22 protein-coding genes and 1 riboswitch are annotated in these 23,802 nt (G+C 56.3%); of the genes, 10 read left to right on the forward strand and 12 right to left on the reverse strand.

The window, feature by feature from the left end; genetic code table 11:
• Positions 1 to 60: 60 nt before the first annotated feature.
• The 7 genes from atzF to QN378_RS11845 all read right to left on the reverse strand — a co-directional run bounded on the left by atzF (position 61) and on the right by QN378_RS11845 (position 9,819).
• Positions 61 to 1,884, reverse strand: coding sequence for an allophanate hydrolase (atzF, locus tag QN378_RS11815; protein ID WP_323550823.1), 1,824 nt, complete (start codon positions 1,882 to 1,884; stop codon positions 61 to 63).
• 27 nt (positions 1,885 to 1,911) lie between these two features.
• Positions 1,912 to 5,553 (reverse strand): urea carboxylase, encoded by a 3,642-nt coding sequence (uca, locus tag QN378_RS11820; protein WP_323550824.1) that lies wholly within the window; start codon positions 5,551 to 5,553, stop codon positions 1,912 to 1,914.
• Positions 5,554 to 5,759: 206 nt separating this feature from the next.
• A complete protein-coding gene (locus QN378_RS11825; protein WP_323550825.1) occupies positions 5,760 to 6,386 on the reverse strand; it encodes an urea amidolyase associated protein UAAP2 in 627 nt (208 codons plus the stop codon).
• A gap of 11 nt (positions 6,387 to 6,397) precedes the next feature.
• Positions 6,398 to 7,123 carry an urea amidolyase associated protein UAAP1 gene (locus QN378_RS11830; RefSeq protein WP_322205226.1) on the reverse strand — a complete coding sequence of 242 codons (726 nt, stop codon included), beginning with the start codon at positions 7,121 to 7,123 and terminating at the stop codon, positions 6,398 to 6,400.
• 13 nt (positions 7,124 to 7,136) lie between these two features.
• Entirely contained in the window at positions 7,137 to 7,901 is a 765-nt protein-coding gene (locus QN378_RS11835) for an ABC transporter ATP-binding protein (RefSeq protein ID WP_322205225.1), read from the reverse strand.
• Positions 7,898 to 8,713: an ABC transporter permease gene (locus tag QN378_RS11840; RefSeq protein ID WP_322205224.1), complete on the reverse strand. Its 816-nt coding sequence runs from the start codon at positions 8,711 to 8,713 to the stop codon at positions 7,898 to 7,900. The genes QN378_RS11835 and QN378_RS11840 overlap by 4 nt, the downstream gene beginning before the upstream one ends.
• A 26-nt stretch (positions 8,714 to 8,739) precedes the next feature.
• Positions 8,740 to 9,819, reverse strand: coding sequence for a putative urea ABC transporter substrate-binding protein (locus QN378_RS11845; RefSeq protein ID WP_416350630.1), 1,080 nt, complete (start codon positions 9,817 to 9,819; stop codon positions 8,740 to 8,742).
• Between the two features lie 61 nt (positions 9,820 to 9,880).
• Positions 9,881 to 9,982, reverse strand: a riboswitch (guanidine-I (ykkC/yxkD leader).
• Between the two features lie 298 nt (positions 9,983 to 10,280).
• Between QN378_RS11845 and QN378_RS11850 the strand changes: the two genes are divergently transcribed.
• Entirely contained in the window at positions 10,281 to 10,697 is a 417-nt protein-coding gene (locus QN378_RS11850) for a hypothetical protein (protein WP_322205223.1), read from the forward strand.
• A gap of 11 nt (positions 10,698 to 10,708) precedes the next feature.
• Positions 10,709 to 10,990, forward strand: coding sequence for a hypothetical protein (locus tag QN378_RS11855; protein ID WP_322205222.1), 282 nt, complete (start codon positions 10,709 to 10,711; stop codon positions 10,988 to 10,990).
• Between the two features lie 132 nt (positions 10,991 to 11,122).
• On the opposite strand, the gene QN378_RS11860 is transcribed toward QN378_RS11855, so the two are convergent.
• The gene (locus tag QN378_RS11860) at positions 11,123 to 12,235 is read right to left on the reverse strand and encodes an enoyl-CoA hydratase/isomerase family protein (RefSeq protein ID WP_323549537.1); all 1,113 of its coding nucleotides are present in this window, start codon (positions 12,233 to 12,235) and stop codon (positions 11,123 to 11,125) included.
• 174 nt (positions 12,236 to 12,409) lie between these two features.
• Here QN378_RS11860 and ung point away from each other — a divergent pair, with 174 nt between their 5' ends.
• On the forward strand, positions 12,410 to 13,099 hold the full coding sequence (gene ung / locus QN378_RS11865) for a uracil-DNA glycosylase (protein ID WP_322205220.1): 690 nt from the start codon (positions 12,410 to 12,412) through the stop codon (positions 13,097 to 13,099).
• A 69-nt stretch (positions 13,100 to 13,168) separates the two neighbouring features.
• On the opposite strand, the gene QN378_RS11870 is transcribed toward ung, so the two are convergent.
• Positions 13,169 to 14,149 (reverse strand): tripartite tricarboxylate transporter substrate binding protein, encoded by a 981-nt coding sequence (locus tag QN378_RS11870; protein WP_323549570.1) that lies wholly within the window; start codon positions 14,147 to 14,149, stop codon positions 13,169 to 13,171.
• A gap of 228 nt (positions 14,150 to 14,377) precedes the next feature.
• Here QN378_RS11870 and QN378_RS11875 point away from each other — a divergent pair, with 228 nt between their 5' ends.
• Together QN378_RS11875 and QN378_RS11880 are read left to right on the forward strand one after the other, a co-directional pair.
• A complete protein-coding gene (locus QN378_RS11875) occupies positions 14,378 to 15,049 on the forward strand; it encodes a response regulator (RefSeq protein ID WP_323549539.1) in 672 nt (223 codons plus the stop codon).
• Positions 15,042 to 16,448, forward strand: a complete 1,407-nt coding sequence (locus QN378_RS11880) for a sensor histidine kinase (protein ID WP_322205218.1) — start codon at positions 15,042 to 15,044, stop codon at positions 16,446 to 16,448. Before QN378_RS11875 ends, QN378_RS11880 begins: the two co-directional genes overlap by 8 nt.
• Here QN378_RS11880 and QN378_RS11885 read toward each other — a convergent pair.
• Both QN378_RS11885 and QN378_RS11890 read right to left on the reverse strand, forming a co-directional pair.
• The gene (locus QN378_RS11885; RefSeq protein WP_322205217.1) at positions 16,445 to 17,266 is read right to left on the reverse strand and encodes an HDOD domain-containing protein; all 822 of its coding nucleotides are present in this window, start codon (positions 17,264 to 17,266) and stop codon (positions 16,445 to 16,447) included. The two genes, QN378_RS11880 and QN378_RS11885, sit on opposite strands and share 4 nt — an antisense overlap.
• Before the next feature lie 103 nt (positions 17,267 to 17,369).
• A complete protein-coding gene (locus QN378_RS11890; RefSeq protein WP_322205216.1) occupies positions 17,370 to 18,311 on the reverse strand; it encodes a folate-binding protein YgfZ in 942 nt (313 codons plus the stop codon).
• A 161-nt stretch (positions 18,312 to 18,472) separates the two neighbouring features.
• On the opposite strand from QN378_RS11890, the gene QN378_RS11895 reads away from it, so the two are divergent.
• Together QN378_RS11895 and QN378_RS11900 are read left to right on the forward strand one after the other, a co-directional pair.
• Positions 18,473 to 18,727, forward strand: a complete 255-nt coding sequence (locus QN378_RS11895) for a succinate dehydrogenase assembly factor 2 (RefSeq protein WP_297845813.1) — start codon at positions 18,473 to 18,475, stop codon at positions 18,725 to 18,727.
• The gene (locus tag QN378_RS11900) at positions 18,711 to 19,178 is read left to right on the forward strand and encodes a protein YgfX (protein WP_322205215.1); all 468 of its coding nucleotides are present in this window, start codon (positions 18,711 to 18,713) and stop codon (positions 19,176 to 19,178) included. Before QN378_RS11895 ends, QN378_RS11900 begins: the two co-directional genes overlap by 17 nt.
• On the opposite strand, the gene nadB is transcribed toward QN378_RS11900, so the two are convergent.
• Positions 19,147 to 20,763, reverse strand: coding sequence for an L-aspartate oxidase (gene nadB / locus QN378_RS11905; RefSeq protein WP_322205214.1), 1,617 nt, complete (start codon positions 20,761 to 20,763; stop codon positions 19,147 to 19,149). The two genes, QN378_RS11900 and nadB, sit on opposite strands and share 32 nt — an antisense overlap.
• A 500-nt stretch (positions 20,764 to 21,263) precedes the next feature.
• Here nadB and rpoE point away from each other — a divergent pair, with 500 nt between their 5' ends.
• The 3 genes from rpoE to QN378_RS11920 are packed head-to-tail and all read left to right on the forward strand — an operon-like array spanning position 21,264 to position 23,447.
• The gene (rpoE, locus tag QN378_RS11910) at positions 21,264 to 21,845 is read left to right on the forward strand and encodes an RNA polymerase sigma factor RpoE (protein WP_020288878.1); all 582 of its coding nucleotides are present in this window, start codon (positions 21,264 to 21,266) and stop codon (positions 21,843 to 21,845) included.
• Positions 21,846 to 21,876: 31 nt separating this feature from the next.
• Complete coding sequence (locus tag QN378_RS11915; protein ID WP_322205213.1) at positions 21,877 to 22,470, forward strand: RseA family anti-sigma factor; 594 nt, start codon at positions 21,877 to 21,879, stop codon at positions 22,468 to 22,470.
• 8 nt (positions 22,471 to 22,478) lie between these two features.
• A complete protein-coding gene (locus tag QN378_RS11920) occupies positions 22,479 to 23,447 on the forward strand; it encodes a MucB/RseB C-terminal domain-containing protein (RefSeq protein ID WP_323549547.1) in 969 nt (322 codons plus the stop codon).
• The last annotated feature ends 355 nt before the right edge of the window (positions 23,448 to 23,802 follow it).

The following is a 23,802-nucleotide window of genomic DNA, read 5'->3' on the forward strand; positions in this document are numbered from 1 at the left end:
CCTGATCGGTATCTATGTAACGACCGGCAAAGGAGCGACCCCCTCACCGGTTTTTTCTAATTAAACTCTGGCGTTAGCACGCAGGTAAGCCCTCCATCCGCCTAAATGGCTGATGTCTGTGGCGCCTTCCAGACCATAGGGTTCGCAGATGAATCCACTCTCCCAGCGGCCATCTTCCAGCTGAACTTTTCCTAGCCCTAGCGGCGCCGAAATGCCGGTAAGGAACGAGCCCAATTCGAGACTTGGTAACTCCCAGACCTCCACTGCAATGGCTACGCCGCCTTCCTCGACCCGAAGCATGCCTGGGCGAAACGGAGGACCACCCGCTAACGCGTAAAGCTTATAGTCAGCTGAACTGTAAGTGACTTCCAGCAAGCGCGCGCCGCGTTGCCTGAGTTGCCCGTTCAGCACCAAACCCTCCATGTGTGCGCCACAGACCACCAGCCGCGACTTGTCGTTGCGTGCGGTTGTCGCGGGAGCAGAAAGGTTGAGTGAGTTATGGCCGATCACGCGTACATCTGTCTGCCGTTGCAGGGCATCGGCGAGGCTTAGCAAGTATTGATCGGTGAAGACTCGGCCAACCAACGTCACGCCCCACGGCAGGCCGCTCTTCATGAAGCCGCTGGGTACGGCGACGGCCGCGTAGTCCAGCAGGTTGACGAAATTGGCGTAGTAGCCCAGCTCCGAGTTTCGCAGCACCGGCTCCTCAGCCAGTTCGGCCAGCGTCACCGGACGAGGGATAGAAGGGGTCAGCACGCAGTCGAGATGTTCTAGCGCGTTGTCGCACAGCGCTTTGAGTGCTTGTAGCTGGTAGTGCGCACGGAACGTTTGCACGCCGTCGACGGTGGGTGCTTTGGCCAATACTGCCCGGATGATCGGCAATACAGCTTCGGGGTGGCTCTCTATCAATTGGCCCGCCACGCTGTAGCGTTCGGCTACCCACGGGCCGTTGTAGAGTAAAGCGCCCGCTTCCAGAAATGGCGATAGGTCAAGGGTCACGGCTTCCCCGCCCAGTGCGATCAGATGCATGACGGCGTCATCGAACAGTTGCGGACCTTCTGTGCAGCCGAAAAACTCCAGATCCTGCTGACGCGGCACGCCGAATTTGAACGGTCTTGGTACGCCAAACGCTGACGCATCGTTCCACGTTGGATTGCGGCGACTGTAGGCGTCGCGCGGGTCATGACGTGCGAGGAGGCCGAGCAATTGGCTGGCTTCGCGGGCGGTGGCGGTGAAGGTACTGACACAGTCCAGTGTGCGGCAGGCTGGAATCACGCCTGCTGTAGAGATCAAGCCTTTGCTGGGTTTCAAGCCCAGCAGGTTATTCAGCGCCGCGGGCACCCGGCCCGAGCCTGCGGTATCGGTGCCGAGGGCAAAGCTGGCAACGCCTAACGCCACCGCCAGCGACGAACCTGCGCTGGAGCCGCCTGATGGATAATCCATCGAAACACTGTTGGGGCAAGCTCCGTAAGGTGAGCGGCTGCCGTTCAATCCGGTGGCGAACTGGTCGAGGTTAGTCTTGCCCATGGGAATCGCACCGAGTGCGATCAGTTGCTCGACAATAGTCGCCGACGTATCCGGCGTATAGGCGAACGCCGGGCACGCAGCGGTGGTGGGGATACCGGCTAAATCGATGTTGTCTTTGATCGCGAATGGCACCCCGTACAGCGGCAGGTCTTTAAGGTTGCGACTTTCCAGCGCTGCCAGATACGGTTCCAGTTCCGCGATGCTTAGCAGATGAATGAACAGGTGATAGGTCGGGTTCAGCGCCGTAGCTTTTTCCCGAAGGGCGAAAACCAGTTGCCGAGGTGTCAGGGCTCCGGTTTGATACGCCGCACGGACTTTATCAAGACGTAAATCTATGAGTTGCTCAGCATTACCCATGGGACATTCCTCTTAAAATTAAAAAATTCAATCCGCTTTCAGAACCACGACCCTTTGCCCTGCACGCAGGGCCGATCCGGGTTGCACGCGCACTTCGCTAACGGTGCCTGCCAAGGTTGCCAGGAGTGGAATTTCCATCTTCATCGATTCCAGGATTACCAATACATCGCCGACTTCGACCCGCTGGCCGACCTTGACTTGCACCTGCCAGAGATTGCCCGCGATGTGGCTATCGATGCTGTATAGGCCTGCATCGAGGGGCTCATCGTCAGTGACCGTTGCAACGGCTTCATGGCTCTCAATATTCGCTTGGCCGCTGGCAATCCATCGTTCGCGTTCGGCGTTGAATGCGCCCTGTTGTTGCGCTCGAAATGCGGCGATGCCTTCAGCTTCACGATTGAGAAAATCTTGATAGTCCGCCAGGTTCAGGGTGCAGTGTTCGATGTCTAGCGAGTAACGGCCAAGTGGAAAGTCGCGGCGAATATGCAATAGCTCTTCAGCACTGACCGGGTAAAAGCGGATCTGATCGAAGAAGCGCAACAGCCAAGGTTTACCATTAAACGCGGCCACTTCCCGATAGCGGTTCCACATCTGCAAGGTGCGCCCCACGAATTGATATCCGCCGGGGCCTTCCATACCATAGACGCACATATACGCGCCGCCGATGCCGACAGAGTTTTCAGCGGTCCAAGTGCGAGCCGGGTTGTATTTGGTGGTAACCAAGCGATGACGCGGATCGAGTGGTGTTGCGACGGGGGCGCCGAGGTAAACGTCGCCCAAACCCATGACCAAATAGCTGGCGTCGAACACGGTGCGCTGCACTTCGTCGAGGTTGGGCAGGTCATTGATGCGGCGGATGAATTCCAGATTGCTCGGGCACCATGGCGCGTCTTTGCGCACGGTGGTCATGTATTTTTCAATGGCCAGTTGGCACGCCGGGTCATCCCAGGACAGCGGCAAATGAACGATCCGCGAGGGCACGTGCAGGTCTTTGCTGGCGCAGACGGTTTCCCATTGGTGGGCGAGGATGTTAAGCAGGTTGGCCAAAGGAAGTTGCTCGGGGTGATAGTGAACTTGCAGCGAACGAATCCCTGGGGTCAGGTCGATCACCCCTCGCAGAGCTTTGCCCTCCAGCGCTTGCATCAACGCATGGGCGCGAAACCGCAGCACCAGGTCCAGCTCGGCGGCGCCGATCTCCAGCAGCAGATGGGTGTCCCCGCAAAGGCGAGCTACCAGACGTGTGTCGTCCTGACCGATATCTAGCACAATCGGCGAAATCAACTCCGCCCCGGCCTCCTGCAGGAGCGCGCTTGTCCGCGATAGCGCCAAGTCAGACGCCGCGTCGCCTGCTTCGTCTAAAAGTGGGCCCACACAGAGATCTGTTTGGGCCAAGCTGCGGGCGGTTTGCAGGCTGATGGGATAAAACTGCACTTTATCCCCGGCCTTAAGCTGCCCCAATTGCCAAAGGTCGGCCTCGATAACGGTCACCGGGCAAACGAATCCACCCAGGCTTGGCCCGTCGGGGCCGAGGATCACGGGCATGTCGCCGGTGAAGTCCACGGCGCCAATGGCATACGGATTGTCATGAATATTCGATGGATGCAGTCCCGCCTCGCCACCGTCGGCACGGACCCATTCTGGCTTGGGCCCGATCAAGCGCACGCCGGTTCGGCTGGAGTTGAAATGCACTTCCCAATGGGTCGAAAAAAACGTCTGCATGTAGCACTCGGTGAAATACTCCGGCGCCGCATGCGGGCCATAAATGACGCGAATTTGCCGCACATCCAGCAAGTTGGCGAGCTGTTCAGGCAGCACGCTCAGCCCCACGCGGCGATCACTCAACGGTGGAATGTGCAGTACATCACCAGCGCGCAATGCTCGTCCGCCATGGCCGCCAAATTGACCGAGGGTGAAGGTGCTTTTACTCCCCAGATAATCCGGCAGCTCCAGGCCTGCGCGCACGCAGAGGTAACTGCGCGCCCCGGCACCGCCAATCGTCCCTAGCGCCAAGGTTGAACCCGACGTCACCAAAGTCGCGGTGTTCATTGCTTGCGTCTGCCCGTCGAGTGTCACCGGAATTTCCGCTCCAGTAATGGCTACCACCGCATCAGTGTTGAAACGCAGCAGCGGGCCGCTCATGGTAATTTCCAGCGCGGCGGCCCCTTCGTCGTTGCCCAACAACCGGTTGCCCAACCGTAAGGATCGACTGTCCATCGGCCCCGACGGTGGAACACCCACCGCCCAATAGCCCAGACGTCCCGGATAATCCTGGACGCTGGTCTGAGTGCCGCCGCTGAGCACTTCAAAGGTGTTGGCGCGGTATACCAACCCTTCCAGGCAGCGAGTCCATGGCTGGCCGCTGGCAAAAGGCGCGTCCACTAAAATCTGCCGCAGATAATCGCGATTGGTTTCCACCCCATATAAATGGCTGTCACGCAGCGCTTGCCCGAGTCCTGCAATGGCCTGCGCGCGAGTCGGCGCCCAACTGATCAACTTGGCAATCATCGGATCAAAGTACGGCGCAATCTCGCAACCAGCCTCAACCCAAGTATCAATGCGCAAGGCTTTACCGTCAGTTGCCGGGAAGTTCACTACCGTCAGCAAGCCAGGGCAAGGTTGGAAATCCCGGCCCGGATCTTCGGCATATAACCGCGCTTGTATTGCATGACCGCTGGCCTGCAACCCAGCCTTTAATTCAAGCAACGGCGGTAAATCACCGGCGGCCAGTTGCACCATCCAGCTGACCAGATCGACGCCCCAGACTTGCTCGGTCACGCCATGTTCAACCTGCAGCCGCGTGTTCACTTCAAGGAAGTAAAAGCGCTGATCTTCGCTGTCGAAAATAAATTCAACCGTCCCTGCGCTGCGGTAGTTGACCGCTTTCGCTAGCTTGATCGCTGCCGCACACAGTTCGTCGGCCATGCCCTCTGGCAGGTTCGGTGCGGGAGTTTCTTCAAGAACTTTTTGATTGCGGCGTTGCACTGAGCAATCGCGCACGCCCAGAGCGATGACGTCCCCATTGCCGTCCCCAAATACCTGCACTTCCAAATGTCGGGCGCGCTGGATGTACTTCTCGATGAATACGCCAGCGTCGCTGAAATTGTTCTGTCCCAAGCGCTTCACAGCTTCGAACGATTCAGTCAGTTCGTCGGCGCTGCGGCACACACGCATGCCGATTCCGCCGCCGCCCGCCGTGCTTTTCAGCATCACGGGATAGCCGATGGGTTCGACGGCGCTTAAGGCGTTTTCAAGGCTGTCGAGCAGCTCAGTGCCTTCGAGCATCGGTACGCCGTGTTGCTTGGCCAGCGCGCGGGCAGTGTGCTTGAGGCCGAACACGCGCAGCTGCTCTGGAGTCGGCCCGACGAAGGCAATGCCGTGGTCTTCGCAAGCTTGCGCGAAGGCGGCGTTTTCAGACAAAAAACCGTAACCGGGATGGATTGCCTTGGCACCGCTGGCTGTGGCGATGGCGAGGATTTTATCCACCGCCAGGTAGGTGTTGGCCGCGCCGCCGTCGCCGAGGCTATGGGCTTGGTCGGCTTGAAGAGTATGCAGGCTGGCGGCGTCGACTTCGGCATAGATCGCCACGCCGTTGACCTTAAGCTCGCGCAGAGTGCGCAGGATGCGACAGGCAATCGCGCCACGGTTGGCAATCAGCAGTGTGTCGAACATGGCATAACCCTGGAAACCGAGGGCAGCTCGGTTTCTTAATGGGAAGCGGGCCGTCCCGCTATTGAACGGTGTGCCTCGGAGTCGTCCCCGATGGCTAAACCTGGTACTTGACGCTGACGGTATCTACAGAGGCTGTTTCGATTTCAAGCATTGCCCCGAACGGCTTTGGCACAAGCTGAACAACCAGCGGCGTAGCGAAGAAAAGGTCAGTTCCATATCAGCACCTGCGCCGGCGTTGGGTTGTAGGCGTTGCACGGGTTGTTCAGTTGCGGGCAATTAGAAATCAGCACGATGACATCCATTTCCGCGCGCAGTTCGACATATTTTCCAGGTGCAGAAATGCCGTCTTCAAAGGTCAACCCGCCGTCAGCGGTCACCGGCACGTTCATGAAGAAGTTGATGTTTGGCCCGATGTCGCTTTTGCTCAGGCGGCCGTCATGGTCACACGCGCGCAGGTAGTTGTCGCGGCAGCTGTGCATGTGACGCTTTTCCATGGCGTAACGCACGGTGTTGCTCTCTTGGGCGCAGGCTCCGCCGAGGGTGTCGTGACGACCGCATGTGTCTTGGACGATGGTCAACATTGGCCTGCCGAGGTTGGAATACAGCACGCTGCCGACGCTCAGGTACACGTTGTTTTGACGGCGCAAAGTACGCTGCACGTCGTAACGTTCACGGGGATTGGCCAGGCTGTAAAACAAGGTGTCCACAGCCTGATTACCTTCCAGGTCGAGGATGCGCACAGTTTGCCCAGCGTTGACTTCGGTCAGCCACGGCTCGCCTGCGGGAACGGTCGCGCTGTAGATCGCGGTTTCAGGCTGTTTAGAGTAGGTCATGGTGGCGATCCTCAGGCGAACAGGCGATCAGTGTTGATAAAACCGCGCTCGTTTTCCGGGCGCGAGAAGCGGCAGTGCTCAGCAACGCGGGCGTCAGCTTTCATCCAGCTGAGTTTTATCGGCTTGGGGGCGTACTGCGGATTTGGGTCCATGGGATGTTGCAGCGCGGTCATTACCACCAAGGTGTCCATTGGCGCGTACAGCTCGATGGTGTCACCAGCTTTGGAATGGGCGGTGACGTAGTGCAACGCACCGCTGTCATCGACGTTCACCCGGCTGAACAGATTCAGGGTCATCAGCAAGTCAGACAACCCCAACCCCCATTTGCCCAGTTCGACCAATAAGTTGTCGGTGCCGTTACGGAAAAAGCCATTGCGCAATTCTTGATAGCGGCCTTGGCCGTATTTTTCTGCAACTTCTTCGGCGCATAAAATCCCGCCGATGCTGTCGCTCCCACCGCAGGTGTCGGCCACGATGGCCGCCAGCACTCGGCCCATGTCCGAGTACAGACAATGGCCGCTGGTAAGCTTGGCCGTGTGTTGGCATTTCAGGCTGTCCGGCAAATTCAGACGCTCGGTTTTTTCGTTGGCGTTGAGCAGCGTCAGGCTGACGTTGGCGCCACCCTGAATGTCGGTGAAACGCAGCAATTGGCCGCGCTTGAGGACGAACGAACGGTGGCCGCCTCCTGGGATCAGCTCTTCAGAGAACACCGGAAACAGCGTGGTGGAGTCAGTCATAGGGAAAAGTCCTCTAAACCGTTTGCAGCGATTCAATCGCAGCGCGTGCAACGCGGCGGTCGCTGTTCAAGGGAATGTCATAGGTGATTCTGGCGCCATAAGCACCGGGCGCTTGAGGGTCGTGGCGAACCTTGTCAAACACCAGCAAGCGCGTGCCGAGGCTGAAGCCTTCGGATAAATCGTGGGTGACCATGAACACGGTCAATTGGGTTTCCCGCCACAACTCCAGCAACAAACCGTGCATGTCTTTGCGAATGCCCGGATCAAGAGCGCCGAATGGCTCGTCCAGCAGTAAAACCCGAGGTTGCATGATGAGCGCTTGCGCAATGGCCAGTCGTTGTTGCATACCGCCCGAAAGCTGTGTCGGGTATTTGTCCAATGAATGCCCAAGACCTACCTTGTTCAGCAATTGGGCCGCCTGATCTCTGGCTTGGCGTTTGGCCTTGCCGAAAAGCCGACCCAGCAACGCCGAGCGCGGCAGTTCAAGGCCCAGCGCGACATTGTTGAGCACCGACAGGTGAGGGAAGACTGAATAGCGTTGGAACACCACGCCCCGGCTAGCATTTGGCTCGCCGACCAAGGGTTTACCGTCTAAAAGGATGTGCCCGCGACTTGGCACTTCCTGGCCCAACAACAGGCGCAGAAAGGTCGATTTGCCGCAGCCTGACGCGCCGACCAAGGTGCAGAACTCACCTTCATCAACGCTTAGGTTCAGGCGCTCCAGTACGGGTTGCTTGTCGTATTCCTGCCAAACGTTTTTCACCGAAATGAAGCTCATACGCGGGCTCCCTCGTACCAAGGAAAGGCCCGTCGGGTCAGGGCCTTGAGGGCCCAATCCATGAGCCAAGCCAGCAATGTGATCCAGACCACATAGGGCAGAATCACATCCATGGCCAAATAACGCCGCACCAGAAAAATCCGGTAACCAAGGCCGTCAATCGACGCAATGGCTTCGGCTGCGATCAGGAACAACCACGCTGAGCCTAATACCAACCGCAGTGAGATCAACAAACGCGGGAGCAGTTGCGGCAGGATCACCCGCAGGATCAAGGTCCAGGTAGAGGCGCCGAGGGTCTGTGCCTTGATCAGCAATTCCACCGGAATCTCCTGCGCGCGCTGCTCCAGATCGCGAGCCAGAATCGGCGTGATACCGATCACGATCAGCATGACTTTCGATAGCTCTCCTAGGCCGAACACGATGAACAGGATCGGTAAAATCGCCAGCGGCGGCACCATGGACAACACGGTTAGCACTGGTGATAAAGACGCGCCGAACAGCGGCACGATGCCCGACGCGATCCCCAGGCATAGACCGAGCAACGCACTGATGCCCAAGCCGATGGCCAACCGTTGCAAGCTGGAACCCGTGTCTTGCCATAGCAAATAACCTCCGGTGCGCGGGTCTTCAATGAAGGCCATGCGCTTGACCGATTCGGTCATTTGCACCGCGCTGGGCAGCAATTTGTCGTTGGGGTTTTCCGCCAACCGAGTCGCCGAACCCATGAAATAGGCAATCAGCACCAAAGCAAACGGCAGGATTACCAAAATCAGGCGACTGGCACGATCTGGGCGCAGGTTTATCAAGCGCATGGGCGATACCCTTTAGGCGGGATGCGTTAAAGCTTGCCGTCGGCAGCCATCTGCACGTAGCTGGGGTCAAAATGCAGCTTGAGGTTGGTTTTGTCGCCGAGAGTGACATTGTTGGCAAACGACATGCCTACTGCGCCAGTATCTTTGGCGCCTTGGCCGAGCAGCCCGTGTTGGAAAGAGAACTCCGCCACTTTGCGCATGGTCATCGGCAACTGAGTGCTGTTGGCGAACGCGAGGGCTTCCTTGGGCGTTGCGAACAATTTGGTGGTGTCCAGTTGCGACTGGAAACCGGCCAAATCAGTACCCGATGCTTTGGCCATGTGTTCCAACGCAGCGGTGCTGGCGGCAGATTTTGCGTTCATCAACGCCACCACTTCAAACCAGGCGCCGGTCAGTGCTCTGCCCAGTGCAGGGTTGTCTTTGAGGGTTTGGGAGTTGACCACCATCATGTCCATGATCTCGCCCGGAATCTTGCTGGAGTCGAACACTTCGGTTACACCGGGCTTGGCCTTTATGTCCGCTAACATGGGGTTCCAGGTGGTCACGGCCTTGACGTCGTCGGTGTTGAACGCGGCAGAAATGTCCGCGTCAGAGGTGTTGACCACAGTCAGGTCTTTTTCCGAGAGATCAACCGTGTCCAGCGCCCGGGCCAGCAGGTAGTGGGAAACCGACAACTCCACCAGGTTTACCCTCATGCCCTTGAGGTCGGTGACTTTCTTGCCGGTGCCCTTGATCACAATGCCGTCGTTGCCGTTGGAGAAGTCGCTGACGATCAGCGCCGTACTGGCGACACCGCCTGCGGCGGGAATCGTCAGGGCGTCCATGTTGGTCATGGTGCAGCCATCGAACTGGCCAGCAGTGTATTGATTAATGGATTCGACGTAATCGTTGATCTGAGTGACATCGATTTTGATGCCGTACTTTTTCGCCCACTTGTCGACGATGCCCTGAGCGCCAGCATATTCCCATGGCATCCAGCCGGCATAAATTGTCCAGCAGACGTTGAAGTGCTGTTTCGGGACGGCCTGAGCCGAGAAACTCAATACCGAGATCAGGCTGGCGGCAAGCAAGGAAAACAGACGGGGCTTTCGGATGGTGAGCTGCATAGTAGAGATCTCCAGTAGGAAAAAAGGCGAGCAAGAGTCACGTGACACCACTGGTGTCCCTGTCTCCCGGGCTTTTATCCCGCCGTGTAACCTCTACTGGAGGTCGCCAACTCTCGGACCAGCCACTCGCCAGAAGCGAGCCGGAACCCTAGTGGGCTATTGCAAATTGTGGTGCCGCGAACCTGTTTTGACTCCTGCACACAATTTGTTAAGCGAGAGCCGTGCCAAGTTGCGCCGAGCCTTCTGGCTCGACGCTTGGCGCATGGGTCGACGGCGAAGCACTGCCGGGTTTGCCTTAGAATGGTGCGGGGTTGCACCGAGCGGGGGCGCATCTTGTTACATATATAATTGCCGCGAGGACGCACTGAAATGTCTTTTTACAGTCTGATTTTATGTCCGTCAGAGGTTGACTGATGCCGACCAGCGTCGCTGTTTGGCTTATAGCGGTCCAGGAGGCCGCCATGTATCGACAAACTTTGCTTATTGCTTTGCTGGGTTTGACGCTGGCAGGTTGTTACGCGGGACCGGGTTATTACGAATCAGATGTGTACACCGCGCCCGTGCCGGTTTACGGAGGCTATTACTACGGTGCCGGGGGTTACGATCGTTACTATGGCTCGGGCTATGTTATCGGCCAACCTCGTTATTACGGTCCTCGTTCCGGTGTTTATTATCAAGGAGGCCATGGTTATGGCCGTCCAGGCTACGGGAATGGTCCTTGGCCCGGACGTGGTTACGCACCGGGTGCACCGGATTATCACGGTGGCTTTGGTTATCGCCAACACCCGGGTTGGGGCGGTCGTCGGCCAGATTCGGGAGACTTCCATGGCGGTTGGCATGGCGGACACGATGGTCATGGCCAGGGGGGCCGTCGATAGGTGATATCACCATGTACCGACTCGTATTACTGATTGTTTATATAAGTGTGGCGCTTGCCAGTGGTGAAGTCGACGCGGAAGGCTATGGCGCCGAGCACAATTACGGTCAGCCGGGCTCTGTGACGAAGCCCATTTACGCCGCCCCACGGCCCAGTTACGAAACCGCCCCTCCACGTATGGAATCGTCCCCGCCAACTGTTGATCCGCACCCTGCCGGCCAGGCTTGGGATCCTCGCTACCATGGTAACCCCGGCTATAAGCCCGGCCCGCCACAGCATTACGACCGACAGTAAGACTGTCGTAACGGTGCGGGCGGTGGGCGGGCCCTTGGGATAGACCGTAGGCATGGGGCGGACACAATCTCTATTAAGGCTGTCGGCGGTGCGATTTTTCTCACGCTATCGCAGCCCGCGTTGTCTGTGAGCCTAGTATTGCGAAAGATCCGCTAACGGGTGCCGGCCCTCCCATGCCTTGGCGAAGTGCGCATCAATCACTGTCACTGGAATCGTTGCCACGTCCTGCCAATGCCAATGGGGTTTTTGGTCCTTGTCGATCAAGCGCGCTCGGACGCCTTCGCTGAATTCAGGATGACGACAGCAGTTGAGGCTTAGGCTGTATTCCATCTGAAAGACTTCAGCCAACGACATATTCCGTGCGCGTTTGATCTGCTCCCATACCAGATGTGCAGTCAAGGGACAGCCTTCACTCAAATTTTTCGCTGCGCGATTGAGCAGTGCGTCATCATGAGGTTGCAACTGAGTTAAAGCGCGCCAAGCAGAAGGCAAGTCGCCGACATCCAGCAGTTCGTCTATCTGCTGACGACGCGGTAACCATTGCGCCTCAGGCATCTCTCGCACAGCTTCCTGTTGCAGGGCTTTAAGTAAGCTATTGAGTTGCACCGATGTTTGTTCCTGCCAGTTCAGTTGCAACAAACCTTCAACTAACTCCTCTTGCTGCTCATCCAACAAAAACCGGTCAGCTAAATCCAGGTCCAGCGCATCACGCGCGTTGATGTGCGAGCCCGTCAGCCCGAGGAATAGGCCTAATTTGCCGGGTAATCGGGACAAAAACCAACTTGCGCCGACGTCAGGAAATAGGCCGATGCTGATTTCCGGCATGGCCAAACGGCTGCTAGAGGTCACGATGCGGATATTTGCGCCCTGCAACAGGCCCATGCCGCCGCCCAGCACATAGCCGTGGCCCCAGCAGATCAGCGGTTTGGGGTACGTATGTAACTGATAGTCGAGACGGTATTCTGCCGCGAAAAACTGCGCGGCCAAAGGAGGCACTCCACCTGGATCGGCTAAACACGCCTCTACCAGACTGCGCACATCTCCTCCGGCACAAAAGGCTTTGCCGCCGTTACCGCGAAGCATCACGCAGACGATTTGCGGGTCATCGGCCCACGCTTCCAAACGCTCAGCCAGCGCCTTTATCATTGGCAAGGACAAGGCATTTAGAGATTTTTCCGCGTCCAGGCTGGCAATACCAATGCGCGCGCCGTCTTGGGCAGGAAGTTCTTCAAATTGCAGATTCATCGTGACCTCTCGGGGGACGGGGCAACTTTGCGTTAAGTCTGTGATACCCCGGCGCGCCTCTAGTTGCAAACGGCGATTTGAAAAGAAGTGGAGGAAGTGAGGCTTTATGCTTAGCGCATTGACATAAAGGGCCAGCTTTCCTAGTGTCCGCACATTGTCTTCTGCAGGTGTGACATGACAAACGACGATCGGATCAAACTTGAGCCTAGCTGGAAGCACGCATTGCGTGATGAATTCGAGCAGCCGTACATGAATGAACTGCGCGAATTTTTGCGCCATGAGCATGCGTCAGGCAAGGAAATCTATCCGCCAGGGCCGATGATTTTCAATGCGCTGAATTCCACGCCCCTGGATAAGGTCAAGGTGGTGATCCTTGGCCAAGACCCGTATCACGGCCCCGGTCAGGCCCACGGTTTGTGCTTTTCAGTGCAGCCCGGCGTTCCGACCCCGCCTTCGCTGGTCAATATCTATAAAGAGCTCAAACGTGATCTGAACATTGACATCGCTAACCATGGCTACCTGCAATCGTGGGCCGACCAAGGCGTATTGTTGCTCAACACCACGCTGACGGTCGAACGCGCCAACGCCGCTTCACACGCAAAAAAGGGTTGGCAGCACTTTACCGACAAGGTCATCGAGACGGCCAGTGCGCATCAGCCCCATCTGGTGTTCCTGCTGTGGGGCGCCCATGCGCAAAGCAAGCAGAAGCTGATCGACGCGAGCAAACACTTGGTATTGATCTCGGTACACCCGTCGCCGCTGTCGGCTTATAAAGGCTTTTTGGGGAATGGGCACTTTGGCCGGACCAATAAGTATCTGCAGCAAAATGGCTTGACCCCGATTGACTGGAAGTTGCCGGTCTAGAAGGCGCAGGCTTTACGATAATCGCTCAATTAGCCCGGAACCTGTTTAGAAATCGGTTGTTCAACTCCGTTACTTTCCGGGATCACTGATCAAACCAAACTCCTTGGCCAGGACTTTGTAGTCTGCCACTTGCTTCTTCACATAGACGTCCAATGCTTCACCGGTCATGGCAAAGGGAAACAGTTCGCGTTGATCACGCAATGTGGCGAAGTCATCTGAAGCCAGCAGTGTGTCGAAGGCGGCTTTCCACCATGCGTAGTCCTCTTCGCTGACTTTTGGCCCTAGGTAAAAACCGCGAACTACTGGCCAAACGATGTCGTAGCCCTGTTCCTTGGCAGTGGGAATGTCTTTCATTTCTGGCTCGTCAAGGCGCGCTTCGGAAAATACCGCGAGCAGTCGCATTTCGCCGCTAAGGACGTGCGGCATTGAGTCTGAAATGTCGGTACTGCCTACCTGAATATTGCCGGCGAGCAATGCAGTGGAAATTTCACCCCCGCCCTCGAGCGCGACATAACGCAGGTCACGCGGGTTGATACCGGCAGCTTTAGCGATCAACGCAGTCTGCATCCAGTCTTGGCCGCCGATGGTTCCGCTAGAACCGATAGCCACTTTGCTCGGGTCTTTTTTTAGCGCTTTAACCAGATCGTCAAGGTTCCGGTAAGGCGAATCGCTTTTCACCGCAATAGCGCCATAGGTGATACCGATCGCAGCCAGCCAACGCACTGCGTTCTCGTCGAAGCGGCCGAATTTACCTTGCGCCAGGTTCAACAGCGAGCCGCTGGACCAGGTAACCAAGGTGCCTCCATCGGCCGGGTGCTGAGCAACGACTGCGTTATAGGCCACCGCGCCAACGCCCCCCGGCATGTAGGTGATGCGCATGGGTGTGCTCAGAAATTTCTCACCCATCAGCGCGCTTTGCGCCAGTTTGCAGGTGAGGTCGAAAGCGCCTCCAGGCGAGGCTGGAGCTATGCATTCCGGGCGTTTGGGTTCAGCGGCGAATAACTGGCTGGCAACTAGTATGCAGCCGACAATAAAGGTGAAACGTCGCAAAAATAATGCCACGAAGTACTCCATTTTCTTGTTCTTATTAGAAAACGCGTCGAGGCGTTTTTCAGTTTTACCGCAGCGGTGGGCCAGTGTAACGGGAGGCTAAAAGGTGAAGCTTTCACCAACCTTTCATAGGGCTCAGAGTTGCGCTTGATTTGCTTTTGGTGCTTCACAGCAGACGACACGGCTGTAAACTTCGCGGCTTATAAGCCTAAGAAATGAGTGAAGTCGATGCGTGTACTTCTCGTCGAAGACCATCTGCAATTGGCCGAAAGTGTCACGTTGGCCCTAAAAAGCCAAGGCTTGACGGTCGATGTTCTGCACGACGGCGTGGCTGCTGATCTGGCATTGAGCAGCGAGCACTACGCTGTTGTGATTTTAGATGTGGGGTTGCCGCGAATGGACGGCTTTGAAGTGCTGGCTCGTTTGCGAGCAAGGGGCAAGAACCTTCCGGTGCTGATGTTGACCGCCCGTAGCGATGTCAAAGATCGGGTTCATGGCCTCAATCTCGGCGCCGACGATTACCTGGCTAAACCTTTCGAACTCTTCGAGCTGGAGGCGCGGGTCAAGGCGTTGCTGCGTCGTAGCGTGTTAGGCGGTGAGCGTCAGCAGCGTTGCGGTGCGTTGGTTTACGACCTCGATACGCGACGCTTCGCGTTGGGAGAAGCGTTACTAATCTTGACCTCCCGTGAGCAAGCGGTGCTTGAGGCACTGATTGCGCGGCCCGGACGCGTGATGAGCAAGGAGCAATTGGCGGCGCAAGTATTTGGCTTGGATGAAGAGGCCAGCCCCGACGCCATCGAAATCTATGTCCACCGCCTGCGCAAAAAAATCGGCGGGCATCCGATTGCTATCGTGACCTTTCGTGGACTCGGTTATTTATTGGAAAGCCGCGATGCATGATGCGTCAGGCAGCTTGCGCGGGCGGTTGCTGTGGAACCTTGGCCTGTTGCTCACAGCATTAATGCTGGCCAGTGGCTTAAGCGCTTATTGGAATGGTCGTGAAGCTGCCGATACGGCTTATGACCGCACGTTACTTGCCTCTGCTCGCACCATTGCCGCTGGAGTTTCTCAGCGCGATGGCAGCCTTAGCGCTGACGTGCCTTACGTGGCCCTGGACACCTTCGCCTACGACAGCGCCGGGCGGATTTATTACCAGGTCAACGACATTAATAAGCAGCTTATTTCGGGCTACGAAAACTTGCCTGCACCACCGCCGGGAACGTTGCGTACTGATGACTATCCTGCGTTGGCGAGCTTTTATAATGGCCGTTATAAGGGACAAAGCGTGCGTGTCGTTAGCTTGCTTAAGCCCGTCAGTGATCCAAACATGAATGGCATGGCGGAAATTCGGGTAGCCGAAACCGAAGAAGCTCGCGAGCGCATGGCGCGCAGTCTGATGGCCGACACATTGGTGCGTTTGGGCCTGTTGGGTGCGGGCGCGCTGGTGTTGGTATGGATCACCGTCAGCGCGGCACTCCGTCCGCTGGAGCGTCTGCGCAAGGCGGTCGAGGCGCGTCAGCCGGATGATTTACGGGCGCTGCCGCCGGTGGACGTTCAGCGCGAACTTCAGCCGTTGGTAGGCGCTTTCAACCATTTCACTGAGCGCCTGCGTATGCAATTCGAACGTCAGGCGCAGTTCATTGCCGACGCTGCGCATGAGTTGCGCACGCCACTGGCGGCGCTCAAAGCCCGGGTTGAACTTGGGTTGCGTGACACTAATCCGGCGAACTGGCGAATTACCCTGGAAGCTGCCGCACAGGGTACTGACAGGTTGACTCATCTGGCCAATCAGTTGCTGTCGCTGGCGCGCATCGAAAACGGTGCAAGATCCATTTCCGAAGGGCGGGCTCAGAGACTTGATCTGAGCCAACTGGCGCGTGAGTTGGGTATGGCGATGGCGCCGTTGGCCCATGCGCAGGGTGTTGCCTTGGCGCTGGAAGCTGATGAGGCAGTGTGGTTGCGAGGCGATCCTGTGTTGCTTAATGAGCTGTTGAGTAATTTGGTGGACAACGCGTTGGCGCACACTCCCTCGGGCGGCAATGTGATTTTGCGAGTCATCGCGCCGGGAGTGCTTGAGGTCGAAGACGACGGCCTTGGCATCCCAGAAGCGGAGCGCGGGCGGGTGTTCGAACGCTTTTATCGGCGTGATCAGCTTGGATCAGGATTGGGCTTGGCGATTGTTGGCGAAATCTGCCATGCACACCTTGCCAAAATCAGCCTCCATGATGGGGCTGAGCGGGGCTTGAAGGTAAGGGTGAGATTTGCGCTCGGCATAGAATCCGAAAATCAGACACGCTAAACAAGCATGTTCATTGATTCATTCATTTCGGCGACGAGAGCGCCATCTTTAAGGTCTAGACCGAGGCGGATGAAGGCAGGCAGATTGCCCAGTTCCAACGTAGCGAAGGGATGGTGGGTACCGTGATAACTGTGCACCGTCGCAACTTGCACCAGATCGACATAATCGGCCTGATCCACTTGGCGTTCAAAGTTCTGGAACTCACCCGGCACTTTGGCCAGCATTTCTGGAAACTCCCATGCGGTGAGCAATTTTTGACCGATGATTGGGTGAATGCGGTCAATCACATGGTTGAGGCTGACTGCATCCGAAAGCAGCTCGAAATGGTCTTCGGCGTACGTCAGGATTGGCAATACGCCAATCAGGTGCATCATCCCAGCCAGCGTGGCTTTGTCCGGCTTGAGCTTGGAATGATTGCGGCACAACGTGTAGCTGATACCGGCTACCTGAAGACTTTTTACCCATATGTCGTGCATTTTTCGCGCTACAACATCCGATTTTGCCTGGAACATCTGCTCCACGACTAGACCGATTGCAAGGTTGCAGCTGTAATTGATGCCCAGCCGGGTAATGGCGGTGTGCAGGTCACTCACTTCGATACTGCCGCGCATCAACGGACTATTGACCACTTTTATCAATCGCGCGGAAAGTGCCGTATCTCCGGCGATTACTTTACTCAATTGACTGACGCTGATGTCTTGATTTTCGGCGGCCGTACGAATTTTAAGCGCTACTTTCGGCAGAGTAGGTAGAAATAGCTCGTCGCTGTTTATCGCCCGAATCAGGTCCCTTTGCACTGTGTCCGACATCGTGTTCATGTCACATCTCTTAGGCGTAGCGTGGTTCCTGCTACCGAGCACTCGACGAGCGGCTCGGGGTTGACGTCGTTCGACCTGGAAATGGTAAAGAAGTGCCAATCATTTAACGCTGAGTTTCCAGTTTGGAGTCTAGCGTGTACGGAAGGTATTTCAATTGAAGTACCAAACCGTCTGGAGCACCAATATGAATGCTGCCATCCTGTGCAACATCGGCCTGCACTACAGCCAATAATTCAATGCAGTCGGGCGCCCGCGCGGCTATGACAACTTCACCCACGGCACTGGCGTGGACCGGCGAATATAACGCTGTACCTGGCTCAGGGAGGTCAGTGCCCGCAAGAGTAAGGCGGTAGAGCCGTCGCTTGAGCTTGCCCAGATATTGCATGCGCGCCACTATTTCCTGTCCGGTGTAGCAGCCTTTTTTGAAACTGACGCCACCTATGGCTTGCAGGTTCAACATTTGCGGGATGAACGTTTCGCGGGTATTGCCAGTTACTTGGCCAATGCCAGCAAGAATCTGCCCCAGCATCCAATCGTTTAGTGAGCCTTGAGCCAGTTGTGCGGCCAGGCGACGTTGCACGTCTTCTGCCTGGTCTGCGGCGACCCAGAGCTCGGCCCGAGCGGGCGATACTCGAATAGCGATCAATGCACCGGTGCGCACCACCGAATCCGAAGCGTGGGGCAAGTCCAACCCCAGCGAAACTAACGCGCCATCGCCTTCATTGAGGCCGAAACGAACCCATCCAGCGGTTTCGTCGGTCAATTTGGATTTAGAGAAAACCGCGTATTTTTTTAAATCAGCTAACTGCGGTTCGATCAATTCGGATGCCATCGCCAAAAGGTAGCCATCACCTTCAGGCAGGATGCGGAAGCTCGATTGCATTCGGCCTTTTTGAGTGCAGCGTGCGCCGAGGGTTGCCGTCGTGTCGTTCAGGTAATTGAGGTTGCAGGTCAACTGGCCCTGGAGAAACTTACTGGCGTCAGGGCCGCGGACGGCGAGTATGCCCTCGTGGGACAGCATGCAGAAGAAAGTTGAGTCGGCCATGGGTCATCGCAGGGTAAAAAGTATGGGCACCATAATAGTGCTGAGTTCGCCGAATGGGTACAGGCGTGATCACTGATCTGTTGAAAACCCCTGCGACCAAAGCGCAGTGCGTCTCGCTGACCTGCGCCTGTATACTTGCCGCCTAATTTGAGGAGCGCTCCATGGTCGATGACGTTGAACTCAACCGGCTCTACTGGCACAGCCGCCGTGGCATGCTGGAGCTGGATGTACTGTTGGTACCGTTTGTAAAAGAGGTATACGCCACGCTAAACGCGGAAGATCGCGATTTGTATCGTCGATTACTAACCTCCGAAGACCAAGACATGTTTGGTTGGTTCATGCAGCGCGCAGAGTCAGAAGACCCAGAGCTGCAGCGTATGGTCAGAATGATTCTGGATCGTGTCCAGCCGAAGTGAGCGCTTCGAATGTCGTTGGCGGCCGTCGCGGCTATTGCTGGCGGCATATTTAATAGCGCAGGTGCTGGCGCTGATTTCGTTGTTTTTTCTAGACGTGTTTTGGTGGGGCCGTGCACTCGGCGCTTTCGCGTGTTTGGCTCATGGGGCCTGGGCGCTGCCGCAGTTTATTTTGCTGAGCTCCCCGGCAGCGTTCACCGGTTTGCGCCGCGACGCTGACGGATGGCAGCTATGGAGCGATGCCAACGGCTGGCAGGCGGTGCAATTACGTCGTGACAGTCTGGCATTGCCACTACTGGTAGTGCTGCGCTTTCGCCTTGTCAACGAGCCGCGATTAATCGGGCGCAGGGTGCGGGGCCTTTGTATTGCGCGCGACGCACTGACGCCGGAGGTACACCGGCGTTTGCGCGTGCGTTTAAAATTCAGCCGACGTAGGTGGGCGGCACCAGAATAGTATCGAGTGCCACAGGCAGCATGTCTGGGTAATCCAGGGTGTAGTGCAATCCCCGAGATTCCTTTCGCTCCATGGCCGAACTGATCATCAATTCGGCGACTTGAGCCAGATTCCTTAGCTCTATCAAGTCACGGCTGACTTTATAGTTGCTGTAAAACTCATCAATCTCGTCGAGCAGCAGACGCACTCGGTGCTGTGCACGCTGCAGGCGCTTGTTAGTGCGCACAATGCCTACGTAGTCCCACATGAATCGACGCAATTCGTCCCAGTTGTGGGCGATGATCACGTCTTCATCGGAATCGGTTACTTGGCTGGCGTCCCAGGTCGGTAGTTCTTCGGGCATGGCGGCGTTCGGTAATTGTTCGAGGATGTCCGCGGCAGCAGATCGGGCGTAGACGAAGCACTCCAGCAACGAATTGCTTGCCATTCGGTTGGCGCCGTGAAGGCCGGTAAAGCTGGTTTCGCCAATGGCATATAGGCCTGGAACGTCGGTGCGACCTTGCTCGTTGACCATCACTCCACCGCAGGTGTAGTGCGCTGCGGGCACTACCGGTATTGGCTGTTTAGTTATGTCGATGGAGAATTCGAGGCAGCGTTCATAAACAGTTGGGAAGTGGGTCTTGATGAATGCCTCGGGCTTGTGGCTGATGTCCAGATAGACGCAGTCGATGCCCAGGCGCTTCATTTCATGGTCGATGGCACGGGCGACGATATCACGTGGCGCCAATTCGGCCCGGGGATCGAAGCGCTGCATGAAGCGTTCGCCATTGGGCAATTTGAGCAATGCGCCTTCGCCTCGGAGCGCTTCGGTTACCAGGAAGCTTTTGGCTTGCGGGTGATACAGGCAGGTAGGGTGAAACTGATTGAATTCCAGATTCGCAACCCGGCAACCGGAGCGCCAAGCCATGGCTATCCCATCACCACAAGCGCCATCGGGATTGCTGGTGTACAGGTAAACTTTCGCTGCGCCGCCCGATGCGAGAATAGTAAAACGAGCACCGTAGGTATCGACTTCGCCACTGGCGCGGTTGAGCACATAGGCGCCAAGGCAGCGCTGACCTTCTAGGCCTAAGCGGCGTTCGGTGATTAAATCCACTGCAACGCGCTGCTCAAGCAGTTCGATATTAGGCCGTAGTCTCGCTTGAGACAGCAGCGTCTTGAAGATCGCGGCGCCGGTAGCGTCGGCGGCATGAATGATGCGGCGATGGCTGTGGCCGCCCTCACGCGTCAAATGGAATTCAAATCCGCCGTCTTCCGTTGTCGATTGATCATCACGGGTGAACGGCACGCCTTGGTCAATGAGCCACTGAATGGCTTCTCGGCTGTGTTCGACGGTGAAGCGCACGGCGTCTTCATGGCATAAACCACCGCCAGCATTGAGGGTGTCCTCGACATGGGACTGTACGGTATCCGTGTTGTCCAGCACTGCGGCGACGCCGCCTTGCGCCCAGAATGTCGAGCCATTGGCCAGATCGCCTTTACTCAGAATGGCAATGCGCAAATGATTGGGTAGGGTCAGCGCAAGGCTCAGGCCTGCGGCGCCGCTACCAACGATCAAGACGTCGTGTTGAAAATGTTGGCTCATGTCAGAACTCCGCTCACAGCGGCCACTAGTATATAAAGGGGTGGGTCGGCACAATAGCCGAGCTTTTATGGCATTGTGAAACCACAGCGGGGCAGGAGTGTGCTCTAGTCTGAACAGATCTGCATACCGTTTTCCCTCTGGGTAGATGGAGCCATGACTGTTTCAGTCGTGAAGTATGTTTCCTGCTCGGATAGTGGCGATGTCTTACACCTGATAGCGAAATGCCGGGAACTTTACGTACCGCCCGAGCTCAATAGCAGGTTGCCTATAAAGGGACGCGTCGTTTGTGTGCGGGTCTAATTGACCGCGCCGATAGTGAACGGCGACAAGATTATTTGCGCAGCCCGGCCATGTCCGAGCTGCGTTTTTCGTGCGGGCTAATGACTGTCCGTAGGAAACTTGCTTGAAGGGGGAGAACTTTTGCGAAAAGCCCGAGTCTATGATTGCAGGCCAGCTCAGCGGCCGATGCAGCACTCTTTCAGGTCTACCGAGGAGTGTTCATGCTAACCCAGGAAGAGGATCAGCAGCTTGTCGAGCGCGTACAGCGCGGCGATAAACGAGCGTTTGATCTGCTCGTGCTGAAATACCAGCACAAAATTCTCGGGTTGATCGTGCGATTTGTGCACGACACCCATGAAGCCCAGGACGTTGCGCAAGAAGCGTTTATTAAAGCCTATCGCGCACTTGGTAATTTTCGCGGCGACAGCGCCTTTTATACTTGGCTGTACCGCATCGCCATTAATACGGCGAAAAACTATTTGGTGTCGAGAGGTCGGCGACCACCAGATAGCGATGTAAGGTCTGAAGACGCGGAGTTCTATGACGGTGATCATGGCCTCAAGGATATCGAGTCACCAGAGCGTGCATTGTTGAGGGATGAGATCGAGGGCACTGTCCATCGAACTATCCAGTTACTTCCGGAAGATTTACGTACGGCTCTAACTTTACGCGAATTCGACGGTCTGAGTTACGAGGACATTGCCAGTGTCATGCAGTGTCCGGTGGGTACCGTGCGATCTCGGATTTTCCGCGCTCGGGAAGCCATCGATAAAGCCCTGCAGCCGTTGTTGCAGGAGTCCTGAGACAGCGGCGATAGCCAAGAGAGGAACCGCCATGAGTCGTGAAGCCCTGCAGGAATCGCTGTCCGCAGTGATGGACAACGAAGCGGATGAGCTGGAAATACGTCGGGTGCTGAATGCCTTTGACGATGCTGATACACGTGCCACCTGGTCGCGTTACCAAGTTGCTCGTGCCGCAATGCACAAAGATTTGCTATTGCCTCATCTGGATATATCTGCTGCTGTTTCTGCCGCGATTGCCGATGAATTGAGCCCGCTCAAGGCGCCGCGCAAGCCTTGGCGTAGCTTAGGTCGCTTGGCGGTCGCTGCTTCAGTAACGGTTGCAGTGCTGGCCGGTGTGCGTTTGTACAATCAGGACGACATCGCAGGGTTGAAGCTTGCCCAGCAAGCTCCTCAGCCCGCAAATCTGGCAGTCCTGCAAGTGAAAGGTCCTGCAGTTCTGGCTGGTTACAAAGAAAGCTCTGATCTAGCCCCGGGCCCAATGGCTACTGGCGTGTTGCAAGGCCAGGCAGGCTGGCATGATCAGCGTCTGCCAGGTTATCTGCGCCAGCACGCTCAGCAAGCTGCTTTGAAAGGTACTGAAAGCGCATTGCCCTATGCCCGTGCAGCTAGCCTGGAAAACCGTTAAGGAGGACCATGCGCGCCATCCCTCTATTGCCCTTTATGCTCAGTGGGTGGCTGGTTCTTCCAGCGCATGCCGAGGACGCGCAAGACATTCTTAGACGTCTTGCGCAGGCCGAGCAACAGCAGAGCTTTCAAGGCACTTTTGTCTATGAGCGTAATGGCAGTTTCTCTACCCATCGAATCTGGCACCGTGTAGCTGGTGGCAGTGTTCGTGAGCGCATGCTTCAACTTGATGGTTCTGCACAAGAGGTGCTGCGCGTTGATGGGCTTACCCAGTGCGTAAGTGGCGCTTTTGTGACCGGTATGACCAATCAGCCGAGCTCTCCGGCACGTGCGTTTGATCCCAAAAAACTATCTGCCTTCTATGAAATGAACATAGTCGGGAAGTCTCGTGTGGCCGGTCGCAATGCAATTATCGTTGCACTAATGCCGCGTGATCAACATCGCTACGGAATTGAATTACACATCGATAGCGAAACAGCATTGCCCCTGAAGTCATTATTACTCAATGACAAAGGGCAACTGCTCGAGCGATTTCAGTTCACCGAACTGGATACCCGCGACATCCCAACCGATCAGATGCTGGAAACGACTGCCGATTGCAAACCTGTTCAAGTAGTTAACATTCGAGAAGGTGTACCCAAAATTCCGTCAACTTGGCGGTCGGACTGGGTTCCTGATGGATTTCAGTTGAGTAGCAGTTCTGTACGGCAGGATGCTGCGTCCAAAGCAACGCTCACCAGTTTGATGTATGACGATGGACTGGCTCGGTTCTCAGTATTTATTGAGCCGGTAAACACTGCGGATGTTGCTGACATTCGCACTCAGTTAGGTCCCACCGTTGCGGTTTCGCGTCGGGTAGCCACCGTCTCGGGCGATTCCATGGTAACGGTTGTGGGAGAGATTCCTATAGGGACTGCTGAGCGCATTGCGCTTTCAATGCGCAGTACAGATTCGCAGCCCAAACAGGTTGCTAAATAGGTATTGGGCAACGACGGAAAGCGTCAACGTGGTCAACGAGATTTTCTCATCCTCGACAGTATGATTGGCAAAACGAGTTCGAGCGTGTTTCGTAGTTGAGATGCTGAAATGTTTTGTGAAAGTTCAAAGTTGCAAAAAAAATCGATTGTTTCTATAGGTCATAGCTCACCAGCTCTGGCCTTAGTCGTTTCTGGGTCAAGAAAATTGGCTGACAGAATGCATTCGCAGTCGCATGCGATGTGCACCAGCTTTTTCGGGCCGGTCGGTCCGACAGCTTAACCATGCTCGTTGTGAACGGGAGACGTATGTTGATACCTCGCTTAAAGTCCTATTTGTCACTCGTTGCCGCTGTATT

The sequence above is a fragment of the Pseudomonas sp. 10S5 genome (genome assembly GCF_035019745.1).
GTDB lineage: Bacteria > Pseudomonadota > Gammaproteobacteria > Pseudomonadales > Pseudomonadaceae > Aquipseudomonas.